Origin of the sequence: Paenibacillus sp. V4I9 (assembly GCF_030817295.1) — a bacterium.
Lineage (GTDB): Bacteria > Bacillota > Bacilli > Paenibacillales > NBRC-103111 > Paenibacillus_E.
Map to the genome: position 1 here is coordinate 6,441,856 of NZ_JAUSZE010000001.1, position 12,496 is coordinate 6,454,351.

Sequence of the window (12,496 nt, forward strand, 5' to 3'; positions counted from 1 at the left end):
TATCCGAAAGCCTCAATTTTCGAGACTATCCTTTCTTCTCTTAGGCAAGTCCGCCCACATAATGACAGCATCCTCGCGATTATCCGTGTAGTACCCTCTACGCACGCCAACAGAGCGGAATCCGACTTTTTCGTACAAATTTTGCGCAACGTAGTTCGAGGCTCGAACCTCAAGTGTCATCCGAATAGCCCCTAAGAAAGCAGCTGTTTTCATAAGCTCCCGAAGCAAACGTTCCCCAAGCTTACGTCCTCTATACGTATCCCGAACTGCCACATTCGTGACATGCGCCTCTTCCATGATGAGCCACATACCGCCATACCCGGCGACCTCACCTTCGATATCCATAATCATATAATGAGCGAACTGATTGTTCGTTAATTCATTCTCGAATGCACCTTTTGTCCAAGGTGTCGTGAACGCTTCTTGCTCAATTTCACAAATAAAAGGGATGTCTTCCATTTGCATGGAACGGAACACCAACGAGTTTTCGGTTGTTTGCGGTTGTCGCTGCTCCATCATCAATGATCCCCTTTCTTCGTCTTAATCCCGGCAAGTAAATTGGCTTCGGCCTCCGGAAGTCTGGTGTAATTGGGTACAAAGGTATGCACATCTGCCTTCTCCCCTTTAGCCAGCCTCGGATAGGCTAGTCTACCGATATATTCTGCTTCAATGCCATAGGAAAGTACACGAACAACTCCGTCCCAATCCCGCGAAAATTGTTCAAGTTCCTCTTTAAAACCTTCGGTTTCACCCACAAACAGAATCTCTTGGGGCCCTTGTCCTTGCGAAGATGAGGCTGCTAGCTTAACGATTTGCTCCGTCCAAGATTCAATGACTCGAATGCCATCAGGCAGAACTTCTTGCCAGCTTGGTCCTAGCTCTCCACTATCTGTCATAGGAGTAGCCCCTTCATAGGTGTAGACCGCCGTAAAAGCCTGCTTACGTCTGCCATCCATGAGCGGAACCACCCAAGTTGGCCCATTTCCGGTCGCACGCTGCTCCTTCATAGCACCACCAAGTGCCATTGCTTCTAAGCTGGACACACCAATGAGGTCCAAATTTAACGACCATGCGAATGTTTTGGCAACAGACACGGCAATACGAACCCCTGTATAAGAACCGGGACCTTGGCCCACAGCGACCGATTGAAGGTCCTTGGGTTTGAGATGTAAACGCGCAAGCAAATCTTGAATATGGGGAAGAAGCCCTATCGAGTGATTCCGTTCAGCGTAGGAGCTGACCTCGCCCAACATGTTTCCATTTTCCAAAATAGCAACTGTCATTGCAGATGTAGAGGTATCGATGGCTAAACATCGTCCTAAATTCATTGTCCGTTCTGTCATTGTAAATGTCCGTTCTCCTTCATTTGTACACACCAGCTCTGATACGGGGCTCCGTGCGGAGTCAGGTGAAATACTCTGGTTTGATCATTCTGATGGACAATCGTGATGGCTAGTCGCTCTGGCGGCAGTAGATCTTCAATTAAGCTTGACCATTCGATCAGCGTAACACCCGCTCCATAAAAATAATCGTCGAGTCCTAGTTCATCCGCTTCCTCTTGGGAAATGCGGTACATATCCATATGGTAGAAAGGAAGCTCGGCTCCCTCGTATTCTTTGATAATCGTAAATGTAGGCGAGTTGACGGTTTCGGTAATTCCCATCGCTCTGGCAAAGCCTTGCGAAAACCTCGTTTTTCCCGCACCTAGATCGCCATCTAGTGTAAAGACGGTGCCAGGCTGCAAATAGGCGGCCAGCAATCTCCCTAGTTTATCGGTATCTTCCTCATGCCTGGAGTTATACGTAAATGTGGATTGAGTCAGTGATCTCATCCCTTTCTTTCCGTTTGCGCGTGCTGCTCTTATTATAGTCCTCGCTAGCAGGCAACATCAACTCTGTAATTGAAAAAGCCCGCCCCGGAATAACTCGGAGCAGGCTTTTGCTGTTCTTTCACATCCACTAATGGACCTCTTCTAACTCTTGAACCGCCACGACCCGAGAATCGGCCGGGTTTTCTTCCGCATGAACTTTGGCAACTGCTTTGCCGGTATCCACACTGTCGATCCAGACTGGGAGGCCATTTAACTCGACGTGAATCTTCTCATCAGCGGCTAAAATTTCTTGAGCGCGATGAATGTTCATGGCTCATCCAATACGGATTCCGGATGATCCATCGTATCCGTCGTCGAGGATTCGATTAATCCATTGTGCATGGTGACGTTACCGCCTCCCAAGCCTTCGTTAATCATGCGGTCAATGTCCATGAAATGATCATCTTTGCCTTCATTGATCGTATCTTGGGATGCATTTGAATCTTGTGCCATCCGTGAATCCCTCCTTAGCATAGATTAGCTTCATGGTGATCAACTTCGCTTTTAACGTACCCACTCAGGGGGCAATCCATTCTCTTAAATCCCTACCGTATAAAGGAATTAAATCAAGAGAATACTAGTACAATCACGATTACCCAGGAGGAATCACGAGATGCATACGGTTTGGAAAGGTGCTATCAGCTTCGGACTTGTTCATGTGCCTGTGAAAATGTTTTCGGCTACGGAAGATAAAGATATCTCCATGCGTTACATACATAAAACTTGTATTACACCACTCTCCTATGTGCGTAAATGCCAGACTTGTGAGAAGGAAGTAGAGTGGGAGGAAATTTCCAAAGGATACGAGTATGAACCTGGACGTTTCGTTATTTTTGAGAAGGATGAATTGGAAAATATCTCGGGTGAAGCGAATAAAGAGATCAAGATTCTGGATTTCGTCAACTTGACAGATATTGATCCGGTTTATTTTCAAAAGACTTACTATCTAGGGCCTGGAGACACAGGGTCTGGCGCCTATCATTTGCTGCTGGATTCCATGCGTCAAACTGGCAAAATCGGCATAGCCAAAGTCTCGATCCGTTCCAAAAGCTCACTAGCCGCCATTCGAGTTATTGAGAACTGCCTCGCTATGGAAACTATTTTTTACCCGGATGAGATTCGTCCGATTTCTCAAGTTCCCAACCTTCCCGAGAAAGTCACCGTGAACGAGCGTGAAATGGAAATGGCGAAGATGCTCATCAGCCAGCTATCGACACCTTTTGAGCCTGAGAAATATAAAGATGAATACCGCGGCCGCTTACTGGAGGCAATCGAGCATAAGGTGGCTGGTGAAGAAGTGCAATCAGCGCCTGCGCTGCAGAAAACGAGCGTTATTGATCTCATGGCCGCGCTGCAAGCAAGCCTTGATGCCACGAAGCCGACGGATGGAAAAGTAGCGTTAGGTGAGGACGCTAGTGTCACTGAGGCCAAGAAGCCGAAAGCGAAACCGAGAGCCAAGAAAGTCAAAGAACCGGTAACGTGAATGTAAATAGGACGAAAATAAAGCGCTGATTCTTGATATTCAAGGATTAGCGCTTTTGCTTTGTTATTGCTTGTTGGTACGTCCTACATTTTCTGTGCGAAGGTGCATTCCGCTAGATCCATTTGAACGAAAGCTTGAATGCTGGGATGTCTCATCGTTCCGTGGGGAGTCCATTCAAGAAATTGGATTTTCGCTGTTAACTTGGGCTGGGTCCAAATGGCTTCTTTGCTCCGTTCAGGCTCGTTTATAAATGGCTTTTGAGGCGTCATCATCGGTTCAACGATCTTCGTTAATTGACGCCAATCTTCCCTGCTTAGTTTCCCAGTGCCGGCGTGACCTATATAAATAAAACGGCCTTCTTTGTCGTATAACCCCAGCATAATCGCATTGACAACTCCCGCTCTCGTAGTTACCCCGCCAATCACAGCATATAGGTCGCGGAAAATCTTCTTTTTCACCCAACGGCCGTCTTTTCCCCCAATGGCATAAGTACTGTTGAGGTCCTTACATACAACCCCCTCCATGCCGTGCTCCTTCATAACATCGAAGAGTTTGTTTCCATCAGCAATATTTTGCGTAAGTTGAAATTGGGGCAAGGGGGTAATCACTTCATGGAGGATCTTCTGTCTCTCTGATAATGGCCTATCCACGACCCACTTGTCATTGTACATGAGGATATCAAAAATCATATAAGTGATGGGCGTCTGCGTGACGGCTCTATCTATACTTTGGCTTTTTCGTAAAGATTCCCTCTTCATAATCTCGTGAAAGGCAGGCTTCTTTTGATCAAATGCTATGATTTCCCCGTCTAAAATGATGGAAGAAGCCGAACAGTATGTTTTTATTTCTAGCAGCTCGGGGTACTGCTTGGTACGGTCATTACATCTGCGATTCACTAACCGAACGTCATTTCCATCAAAATAAGTTAGCATTCTGACGCCGTCCCATTTTATCTGGGCCACCCAGTCACTGGATGTTGGAATCGTTTCTGTACTGATCGGCTCGAAAGGAAATACAGGCTTAAGCTCCATGTGGTTCTCCCATGTTTGATATGTTCTCTTCATTGTTGCCATTATTGAAAAAGAACAAACTAAAAATGATTACACCGTCTTTAAATTAAAATCATAAAATGATCAGCCATACGCCAGTTATCTTACTAGCTTCTATCAACTAATAGTGTCTGCTCCTAGACATGTTGTACTTTGTACAACAATAAGCAAGCTAATCCGCGTTATTCAAAGAATTGTTGCAGAAAGTACATCATTTCCTCCTAAAAGTAGCCTCATAGTGTGAAATATGGCTGAATTGTTGTACAACAAACTTTCTCCCGTAAGAAACCGATAAAAGCTAGAGTCACAAGCATCCTAATGCCCTTCTTCCTTAAAGTAGAGAACAAAGCCCATCTATTATATAATTAAGTAATTATATAAGCATTGACAAATGAATAGGAAATTGAGAAAATGTCAAAGAAATTTCTTGTACTTTACACCTTACGAAGGAGCGTGCATCTTTGGTTGAAATAGATAAAGTCGCGGACATTTGCAAGCTGTTGGGAGATAAAATGCGGCTCACGATTCTTTCGCTTCTTAAGGAACGTGAACTTTGCGTGTGCGAAATCGTGGAAATCATGAAAACCAGCCAGCCTAATGTTAGCCAACATATGCGGAAATTGAAGGATGGCGGCTTGGTTAAGGAAGCCAAAAAGGGGCAATGGGTATATTACTCTTTAAATATTAGCGATAAGCCTTATTTGCACGAATTGTTTCAACATTTGCCTTCTCAAAAAGAAAAGGTAGATCTCATGTCTTGCGAGCAGCTGGACTGCTGCTATTAGCGGATGCAAACTAATTTAGGAGGTTTAGGAGGAACACATGATTTATTTAGCAATTATTATCTTTTTACTTACACTGACCTTCGTCATTTGGCAGCCTAGAGGGCTCAATATTGGATGGTCCGCATCAGCAGGTGCCATTCTTGCGCTCCTCTTTCAGGTTGTTTCTCTGAATGATGTTGTCACTGTGACTGGCATTGTTTGGAATGCGACCTTGGCTTTTGTCGCGATTATTCTGATCTCCCTCATTTTGGACAACATTGGATTCTTCGAATGGTCGGCTCTACATATGGCACGCATTGCCAAAGGGAACGGGAAGGTCATGTTCATCTATGTCATCCTGCTCGGGGCCGCTGTTGCTGCACTATTCGCCAATGATGGCGCCGCGCTGATTCTAACGCCAATCGTTCTAGCCATGGTTCGAGCCTTGAAATTCCCGGATAAAATGATTCTGCCGTTCATTATGGCCAGTGGTTTTATAGCGGATACGACATCCCTTCCCTTTGTTGTGAGCAACTTGGTAAACATCGTATCGGCTGATTTTTTCGGTATTGATTTTGTCACTTATACTAGCCGGATGTTTGTTACAAGTCTTTTCTCATTAGCTGCAAGTTTACTTGTGCTGTTCCTTTATTTTAGAAAAGATATTCCACAAAACTACGATGTTACTCAGCTTAAACGTCCATCCGAAGCGATCAAAGATATTAAGCTATTCCGTTTATCTTGGCTGATTCTCGGCATCTTGTTGGTTGCTTACTTAGTCAGTGGATTCATTAAAATCCCGGTTTCCATCATTGTTGGTGCCGCTGCACTTAACTTCTTAGTGATTGCTCGATCGAGCAAAGTAATTGAAACCAAAAAAATCATCAAAGATGCACCATGGGCTGTCGTGATTTTTTCAATCGGCATGTACGTGGTTGTTTATGGATTGAAGAATGCTGGCTTAACAGATGCTCTTGGAGAACTGATTGAAACCATTTCTGGACAAGGCTTATTTGCAGCCACAGTTGGGATGGGCTTCCTGGCCGCTATACTTTCCTCTGTTATGAACAATTTACCAACAGTTCTGATTGATGCGCTAGCGATCAAGGGCACTCAAACAGATGGCATCATTCGTGAAGCTCTCATCTATGCCAATGTCATAGGTTCCGATTTAGGGCCTAAAATTACGCCAATAGGTTCGCTCGCGACTTTATTATGGCTCCATGTCCTATCCAAAAAAGGTGTGAAAATCACCTGGGGGTACTATTTTAAAATAGGCATCATCCTTACGATCCCAACTTTATTAATCACGTTAATTGGTCTGTACCTATGGTTAAATGTAGTTTCATAATCAACCTATAAGGAGCTGTTCACTATGGGCAAAAAAATCGTATATTTTCTATGCACAGGAAATTCTTGCCGGAGTCAAATCGCAGATGGCTATTTGAAAGCTTTGGGCAGCGACAAATATGAAGTGAAAAGTGCCGGTCTGGAAGCACACGGATTAAACCCAAGAGCGGTTGCCACGATGAAAGAGGATGGCATTGATATCTCTAATCATACCTCTGATGTGATTGACCCTGAAATTTTGAGTCAAGCGGATTACATCATTACATTGTGCGGTCATGCCAATGACAATTGCCCTGTGGTGCGTAATGATAAAGCCGAAAGATGGCATTGGGGCTTCGATGACCCGGCCAAAGCTACGGGAACAGAAGAAGAAATTACAGCTAAATTCCGCGAGGTTCGCGATGCCATTAAAGCTCGTATTACGCAGTTCGTAAAAGAAGGTAAATAAGATGATCAAACGAATGCACGTTGCGGCAAATTGTTCCGATCTTCACAAATCGTTAGATTTTTACCGTGCTTTCTTCGGCGCTGAGCCTACGAAAGTCAAAGACAACTACGCGAAATTCGAGCTTGAGAGTCCCGCTCTTCACTTCTCTTTGAATGTCAGGCCGTTCGAGAAAAATGGCGTTCTCAATCATTTGGGATTCCAAGTGGATAACACGGAAGACGTCCTAAAGATGGGTGAGCGTTTGAGACAAAGCGGACTTCTTCTAACCGACGAAATGAACACGACCTGCTGCTATGCCGTTCAAGATAAGGTTTGGGTGTATGATCCCGACGGCAACGCTTGGGAAATCTTTTATACCAAGGAAGATTCCGAATTTGAATCCGCGGGTGAGCCGTTGGATGCCTCATTATGCTGTGCACCACCTTCTGCACCTGTAAAGGCAACTATAGAATTCATGCCATTTAAGAAAAAATAAGGAGGGCTTATCCATGCCAAAAAATTATCAAGCCTTAATCGAAGATAAAATCTACTTTGGCGGTGCTTCTGACGTAGAGGACATGGTCAAGAACGAGAACGTTGAAGTGATTGTTGATCTACGCGGAGAAGCCACGGAGTGTGCTTTCCCAGCGGGTAACGTCGAATGGATTCAAGTACCCCTTGGAGACAACGCTGAGGGACCACAGGATCAGCTTTTCCAGCAAGCAATCGATCACGTTGTAGAGGCTTATAAAAGCGGCAAAAAAGTTGGCTTTCACTGTGGCGGAGGCAAAGGCCGCACTGGTGCTGTGGCCATTGGCACTTTGATTACACTGGGTTTAAGCCAGACCATCGAAGAAGCAGAGAAAATCGCTCAAAGCATTCGCCCTGTCGTGAATGTTAGAGCCCCTCAACGTGAGGCGCTTGAGAAAATATTTAGTAAATAAATATAAAAACTAGACCCCTGAGCAATTATTAGTTGCTTAGAGGCCTAGTTTTTTTGCTATTACTTAACGCTAGTTATCTCTCAATAATTTGTTCGCGTTTCGGCCCTATGGAGACCCAACGTACGGGTACACCTATCACTTTTTCAATGTAAAGCACATAATTTTGAGCTTCAATAGGGAGATCGTTAAAGGTACGAATATGTGAAATATCACACTTCCAACCCGGCAGCTTTTCGTAGACTGGCTCTGCTTGCTGTAATTGTGAGGTATGCGGGAAATCCATGCTAATCTCATTTTGAATACGATAAGCGTTACATATTGGAATCTCCTCCAGATAGCCCAGTACATCTAGATTAGTTAGGGCAACCTCGGTTGCACCCTGTAGTTGACAGCCATACTTAGTCGCAACGACATCGAACCATCCTACGCGCCTTGGCCTGCCGGTTGTTGCACCGAATTCTCCCGCATCCCCGCCACGCGTGCGTAACTCATGAGCGGCCTCGGCGTGAATTTCTGATACAAATGGCCCTTCGCCGACACAGCTTGAATAAGCCTTCGTAACAGCGACAACTTTCTTAATAGCATATGGAGGAACTCCTGCCCCAACAGCAGCGTATCCAGCCAATGTGGATGAAGATGTCGTATAATGATAAATACCATGGTCAGGATCTCTTAACGCTCCTAATTGTCCTTCAACTAATACCGTTTGCCCTTGTGATAATGCTTCTTGCAGCAATGTTGTCGTATTGCACACAAATGGCTGAATGAATGCCGCTTGCTTCTGCACTTCATCCACAAGCTGATCTACATCCAATGGAGCCTTTTTATATAAATGAGTGAGAAGTATATTTTTGGACTCTAATGCTCTATTTAACTTTTGTCTTAGATGACTTTCATCAAATAATTCGGACACTTGTATGCCAAGCTTCGCATATTTATCCGCATAGAATGGCGAAATCCCTTGCTTGGTGGATCCAAACTTCCTATCCCCTAATCGCTCCTCCTCCAACTCATCGAAAAGAATGTGATAAGGAAGTACGACTTGTGCACGTTCAGAAATATATATCTTAGGCTCAGGCACGCCTCGCTTCACTAATTCCTGAAATTCACTTTGGAGCTTACTCATATTTAAGGCAACACCTGGTCCAATTACGTTCGTGGTTCCAGGATAGAACACTCCTGAAGGCAGCATATGCAGAGCAAATTTTCCATAGTCGTTAATAATCGTATGCCCTGCATTGCTCCCTCCTTGGTACCTAACTACAAACTGGGAATGAACGGCAAGCACATCTGTTAATTTCCCTTTGCCTTCGTCGCCCCAATTCGCTCCCACAATAGCTGTAATCGTCATTTTAAGATCACCCTCCCATTGAAATAACTCCCTACAGCTAAGTATAATGTTAATATTCATATTAAAAAAATTAATATTACTAATATTAGATATTAACTGTATTGATATTAGGGAGATGAACGTACTATGATTCACAATTTGGAACTATATCAGGTCTTCTATATCACGGCAAAAGCGGGAAGTCTGTCCAAGGCTGCTGATGAACTATTTGTTACACAACCAGCTGTTACGCATTCGATTAAACAATTGGAGGCTAAACTGGGTGGGCAATTATTTTTCCGCACATCTCGAGGAGTGACATTAACAACGGAGGGGCGCGAGCTTTTCACCTATATTGAGCAGGCTTATCATTTTATTCTTAATGGTGAAAGAAAGATTACGGAGATGCATCAACTGACTCACGGAGAGGTGAAAATTGGAGCTGGAGATACGCTCTGTAAACATTTTCTTTTGCCGCACCTTAAGCAGTTTCACGAATCGTTCCCCAAAGTAAAAATACAAGTAACGAACAGAACAACAACTGAGACGATTACGCTGCTAAAAGAGGGGAAAATTGACCTAGGTATCGTCAATCTCCCTATTTCGGACCCTAGTATCTCAATTCAAGAAAGCATAGTCATTCATGACTGTTTCTTGACAGGGGAAGCGTATAAGCATTTTGCAGAAAACCCCGTTTCTCTTCAGAAATTGCTCGAGTATCCGATTATCCTACTTGAAAAAGGCAGCAGCACTCGTGCCTACTTAGATCATTTTGCTGAAGGGCATGCTCTGTCCATGAAGCCAGAGATCGAGCTTGGAAGTGTTGATTTACTAATCGAATTTGCTAGAAATGGCTTCGGTATAGCTTGCGGAATCAGAGAGTTTGTCACTCAAGAACTTTTGGATGAAACGTTGTATGAAATTCAGTTAACAACACCTATCCCAGCGAGGAAAGTGGGTCTTATTAAATTAAAGAGCACACCCCTATCTGCTGCTGCCACCCATGTGTATGATACTTTAAAACAAATAAAAAAGTGCTAACTGATTGCAGTTAGCACTTCTTTTTTCGCGATAGCCGTATTCTAAAGCTTTGACAAATAGTTTTTCACAGCCTCTACAGCTTCTTTCCTATTTCCAGCCTTGATAACGACTCGGTCTTGTTCATATTGCTTCATCGCATGCTCATAGCGCGGGTCGTAGTAATGTATCAGAAGCAGCCTGACGGCGTTCTCATAATGCTGTTCTTGAAGATTTGTCTCAATTTCTTTGGCTATGGGTGTATGGATGCGATTTTTAATATGCTTAAACGAATGTAAAATATCCGGCTGATTTTCGAAAGGTTTATAATCCTCGATAATATGCTGAACACGTTCTTCGATGGGCATTTCGATAAAAATCTGCGTGGCGGCTTCTTTTTTTTCAACGATAAACTCGGGAAGAACGACTTTGCCTATTCGCTTGCTTTCCCCCTCAATTAAAACGTAAGGCGCTGATTCAAGCTTCAATAGTTGTCCGACCAGTAATGATTCGAACGTTTTTTGGTTATGCGATTTCAGTCCAATTTCTCCAAAAATGGAGCCTCTGTGACCAGCCATCCCTTCAAAATCCAAGACAGGATAGCCCTCTTCCAGAAGACTGCGCAAAATAGCTGTTTTTCCCGTTCCCGTATTTCCCAAAATAACGTGTGCAGGAGGCTTAAAATCTCTAAGCTGTTCTAGTGTACTTACAACCCACTTCCGATAGGCACGAATACCTCCAGTCAAGCGGTAAACCCGAATGTTCATCAGCGACAAAACGGTTGCTGTTGTTTTACTTCTCATCCCGCCGCGCCAGCAGAAAACGGCCTTCGGTTCCTTGATTTGCTCGAAAGACTTCACAAAAGCGGGCAGCTTCGCAGAAACGATCTCCAGCCCTCTATCCTTAGCTGCTTGGATGCTCACTTGCTTATATAAGGTACCTATCTCGGCACGCTCTGCATCCTCAAATATGGGAATATTCAAGCTGCCGGGGAATGTGCCATCTTCAAATTCAGATGAGGAACGGACATCGATCGTAACAATCTCTTTTTTATTTTGCAGGGTTAGCAATTCTTCGATGGTGATGTCTTGAAACAATGAATTTTCGCTCCTTTAAAGTACAACAATGCGTCCAGGATGTTCTGCGGTAATTTCGCCAATCATGCTCGCTTCTACGCCTGCATCCTTCAGTTTGCGATACAATTCATCCGCTTGCTCTCCATCAACAGAGATGAGGAGACCCCCTGAGGTGACTGCGTCGCATAAAATCCATTGGCTAATTTGATCCAATGATTCAGCAAATATGATCGATTCCTGTACATGAGCAAAGTTGTTTTTGGTGCCCCCAGGAACGAAGCCCTCTTTGGCAAGCTCTCGCACTCGCGGCAGAACAGGTACATCTTTCGCAGTAATGCGAATACCCACGCCGCTGCCTTTGGCCATTTCCAGAGAATGTCCCATTAAACCAAAGCCCGTCACATCTGTGCAGGCATGAACGTTATAAGGCTCCATCGTTTCCGCCGCCGTCTTATTCAGCGTTGCCATCACCTGCGTGACTCGCTCTATTTCTTCTTCATTCAATCGATCCTTTTTGATCGAGGTCGTCAGAATACCCACGCCAATCGGCTTCGTTAAGATCAATTTATCTCCGGGCTTAGATCCTGCATTCGTACGAATTTTCCCTGGGTGCACCAATCCCGTAACAGCGAGTCCAAACTTCGGCTCGTTGTCATCGATGGAATGACCACCTACTAGTGTAATTCCTGCCTCGAGCATTTTATCCCCAGCACCGCGCAAAATATCGGCAAGTACTTGCTTGGGAAGCGTTTTGATCGGAAAAGCGACAATGTTTAATGCCGTTAATGGCTTACCGCCCATCGCATAAATATCACTGATGGCATTCGCCGCAGCTACTTGTCCGAAAGAATAGGGATCGTCAACGATCGGAGTGAAGAAATCTACGGTTTGAACGAGCGCAAGCTCTTCACTTAATTTATATACCCCTGCATCATCGCTAGTATCTATCCCAACGAGAAGATTGGGGTTGGCAACTGTAGGCGGCAAAGATTTTATTACTTGAGAAAGATCTCCCGGACCGATTTTGCATCCGCATCCACCTTTTGTGGAGTAAGAGGTTAGTTTGATTTTATCCCCAGTCGTCATTTGGCATCTATCCCTTCATCATCTTCATGTTATATATGTATCAATGATAACCTATTTAACTCAAATCATAAAATAAAAACGAACATCTCTAATCCGTGAA

The 12,496-nt window shown here is 44.3% G+C and carries 16 protein-coding genes; 7 read left to right on the forward strand and 9 right to left on the reverse strand.

Features of this window, described 5'->3' with window-relative positions; genetic code table 11:
* Window positions 1–12 precede the first annotated feature (12 nt).
* The 5 genes from rimI to QFZ81_RS29725 all read right to left on the reverse strand — a co-directional run bounded on the left by rimI (window position 13) and on the right by QFZ81_RS29725 (window position 2,323).
* Window positions 13–519 carry a ribosomal protein S18-alanine N-acetyltransferase gene (gene rimI, locus QFZ81_RS29705; protein ID WP_373462578.1) on the reverse strand — a complete coding sequence of 169 codons (507 nt, stop codon included), beginning with the start codon at window positions 517–519 and terminating at the stop codon, window positions 13–15.
* Window positions 519–1,343: a tRNA (adenosine(37)-N6)-threonylcarbamoyltransferase complex dimerization subunit type 1 TsaB gene (gene tsaB / locus QFZ81_RS29710; protein WP_307605656.1), complete on the reverse strand. Its 825-nt coding sequence runs from the start codon at window positions 1,341–1,343 to the stop codon at window positions 519–521. Before tsaB ends, rimI begins: the two co-directional genes overlap by 1 nt.
* On the reverse strand, window positions 1,340–1,831 hold the full coding sequence (tsaE, locus tag QFZ81_RS29715) for a tRNA (adenosine(37)-N6)-threonylcarbamoyltransferase complex ATPase subunit type 1 TsaE (RefSeq protein WP_307438708.1): 492 nt from the start codon (window positions 1,829–1,831) through the stop codon (window positions 1,340–1,342). Before tsaE ends, tsaB begins: the two co-directional genes overlap by 4 nt.
* A 127-nt stretch (window positions 1,832–1,958) precedes the next feature.
* Window positions 1,959–2,141, reverse strand: a complete 183-nt coding sequence (locus QFZ81_RS29720) for an H-type small acid-soluble spore protein (protein WP_047687245.1) — start codon at window positions 2,139–2,141, stop codon at window positions 1,959–1,961.
* A complete protein-coding gene (locus tag QFZ81_RS29725) occupies window positions 2,138–2,323 on the reverse strand; it encodes a hypothetical protein (RefSeq protein ID WP_047687243.1) in 186 nt (61 codons plus the stop codon). The genes QFZ81_RS29720 and QFZ81_RS29725 overlap by 4 nt, the downstream gene beginning before the upstream one ends.
* A gap of 160 nt (window positions 2,324–2,483) precedes the next feature.
* Here QFZ81_RS29725 and ku point away from each other — a divergent pair, with 160 nt between their 5' ends.
* Window positions 2,484–3,353 (forward strand): non-homologous end joining protein Ku, encoded by an 870-nt coding sequence (gene ku, locus QFZ81_RS29730; protein WP_307605657.1) that lies wholly within the window; start codon window positions 2,484–2,486, stop codon window positions 3,351–3,353.
* An 83-nt stretch (window positions 3,354–3,436) separates the two neighbouring features.
* On the opposite strand, the gene QFZ81_RS29735 is transcribed toward ku, so the two are convergent.
* Complete coding sequence (locus tag QFZ81_RS29735) at window positions 3,437–4,384, reverse strand: ATP-dependent DNA ligase (RefSeq protein ID WP_307605658.1); 948 nt, start codon at window positions 4,382–4,384, stop codon at window positions 3,437–3,439.
* Between the two features lie 479 nt (window positions 4,385–4,863).
* Here QFZ81_RS29735 and QFZ81_RS29740 point away from each other — a divergent pair, with 479 nt between their 5' ends.
* Genes QFZ81_RS29740 through QFZ81_RS29760 form a run of 5 tightly spaced genes read left to right on the forward strand, consistent with a single transcriptional unit; the run spans window position 4,864 to window position 7,887 of the window.
* Window positions 4,864–5,187 (forward strand): ArsR/SmtB family transcription factor, encoded by a 324-nt coding sequence (locus QFZ81_RS29740; RefSeq protein ID WP_307605659.1) that lies wholly within the window; start codon window positions 4,864–4,866, stop codon window positions 5,185–5,187.
* A 37-nt stretch (window positions 5,188–5,224) separates the two neighbouring features.
* Entirely contained in the window at window positions 5,225–6,517 is a 1,293-nt protein-coding gene (locus QFZ81_RS29745) for an arsenic transporter (RefSeq protein WP_307605660.1), read from the forward strand.
* A 24-nt stretch (window positions 6,518–6,541) separates the two neighbouring features.
* Window positions 6,542–6,964 (forward strand): arsenate reductase (thioredoxin), encoded by a 423-nt coding sequence (gene arsC, locus QFZ81_RS29750; RefSeq protein WP_307605661.1) that lies wholly within the window; start codon window positions 6,542–6,544, stop codon window positions 6,962–6,964.
* 1 nt (window position 6,965) lies between these two features.
* Window positions 6,966–7,439: an ArsI/CadI family heavy metal resistance metalloenzyme gene (locus QFZ81_RS29755; RefSeq protein ID WP_307605662.1), complete on the forward strand. Its 474-nt coding sequence runs from the start codon at window positions 6,966–6,968 to the stop codon at window positions 7,437–7,439.
* Between the two features lie 13 nt (window positions 7,440–7,452).
* Window positions 7,453–7,887: a protein-tyrosine phosphatase family protein gene (locus QFZ81_RS29760; RefSeq protein WP_307438689.1), complete on the forward strand. Its 435-nt coding sequence runs from the start codon at window positions 7,453–7,455 to the stop codon at window positions 7,885–7,887.
* 73 nt (window positions 7,888–7,960) lie between these two features.
* Here the strand turns inward: QFZ81_RS29760 and QFZ81_RS29765 are convergent, their stop codons facing one another.
* Window positions 7,961–9,238 carry an adenylosuccinate synthase gene (locus QFZ81_RS29765; RefSeq protein WP_307605663.1) on the reverse strand — a complete coding sequence of 426 codons (1,278 nt, stop codon included), beginning with the start codon at window positions 9,236–9,238 and terminating at the stop codon, window positions 7,961–7,963.
* Between the two features lie 126 nt (window positions 9,239–9,364).
* Between QFZ81_RS29765 and QFZ81_RS29770 the strand changes: the two genes are divergently transcribed.
* Window positions 9,365–10,258 (forward strand): LysR family transcriptional regulator, encoded by an 894-nt coding sequence (locus QFZ81_RS29770; protein ID WP_307605664.1) that lies wholly within the window; start codon window positions 9,365–9,367, stop codon window positions 10,256–10,258.
* Window positions 10,259–10,299: 41 nt separating this feature from the next.
* Here QFZ81_RS29770 and mnmH read toward each other — a convergent pair whose 3' ends face one another.
* Together mnmH and selD are read right to left on the reverse strand one after the other, a co-directional pair.
* A complete protein-coding gene (gene mnmH / locus QFZ81_RS29775; protein WP_307605665.1) occupies window positions 10,300–11,331 on the reverse strand; it encodes a tRNA 2-selenouridine(34) synthase MnmH in 1,032 nt (343 codons plus the stop codon).
* Window positions 11,332–11,346: 15 nt separating this feature from the next.
* Complete coding sequence (selD, locus tag QFZ81_RS29780) at window positions 11,347–12,396, reverse strand: selenide, water dikinase SelD (RefSeq protein ID WP_307605666.1); 1,050 nt, start codon at window positions 12,394–12,396, stop codon at window positions 11,347–11,349.
* Window positions 12,397–12,496 lie beyond the last annotated feature (100 nt).

Bases quoted from the DNA above. Each gene is read 5' to 3' on its own strand.
- QFZ81_RS29755 (WP_307605662.1), top strand. From the start codon at position 6,966: ATGATCAAACGAATGCACGTTGCGGCAAATTGTTCCGATCTTCACAAA.
- QFZ81_RS29745 (WP_307605660.1), top strand. From the start codon at position 5,225: ATGATTTATTTAGCAATTATTATCTTTTTACTTACACTGACCTTCGTC.
- QFZ81_RS29760 (WP_307438689.1), top strand. From the start codon at position 7,453: ATGCCAAAAAATTATCAAGCCTTAATCGAAGATAAAATCTACTTTGGC.
- QFZ81_RS29720 (WP_047687245.1), bottom strand. From the start codon at position 2,141: ATGAACATTCATCGCGCTCAAGAAATTTTAGCCGCTGATGAGAAGATT.
- tsaB (WP_307605656.1), bottom strand. From the start codon at position 1,343: ATGACAGAACGGACAATGAATTTAGGACGATGTTTAGCCATCGATACC.
- QFZ81_RS29770 (WP_307605664.1), top strand. From the start codon at position 9,365: ATGATTCACAATTTGGAACTATATCAGGTCTTCTATATCACGGCAAAA.
- tsaE (WP_307438708.1), bottom strand. From the start codon at position 1,831: ATGAGATCACTGACTCAATCCACATTTACGTATAACTCCAGGCATGAG.
- arsC (WP_307605661.1), top strand. From the start codon at position 6,542: ATGGGCAAAAAAATCGTATATTTTCTATGCACAGGAAATTCTTGCCGG.
- selD (WP_307605666.1), bottom strand. From the start codon at position 12,396: ATGACGACTGGGGATAAAATCAAACTAACCTCTTACTCCACAAAAGGT.
- rimI (WP_373462578.1), bottom strand. From the start codon at position 519: ATGATGGAGCAGCGACAACCGCAAACAACCGAAAACTCGTTGGTGTTC.
- QFZ81_RS29765 (WP_307605663.1), bottom strand. From the start codon at position 9,238: ATGACGATTACAGCTATTGTGGGAGCGAATTGGGGCGACGAAGGCAAA.
- QFZ81_RS29735 (WP_307605658.1), bottom strand. From the start codon at position 4,384: ATGGAGCTTAAGCCTGTATTTCCTTTCGAGCCGATCAGTACAGAAACG.
- ku (WP_307605657.1), top strand. From the start codon at position 2,484: ATGCATACGGTTTGGAAAGGTGCTATCAGCTTCGGACTTGTTCATGTG.
- QFZ81_RS29725 (WP_047687243.1), bottom strand. From the start codon at position 2,323: ATGGCACAAGATTCAAATGCATCCCAAGATACGATCAATGAAGGCAAA.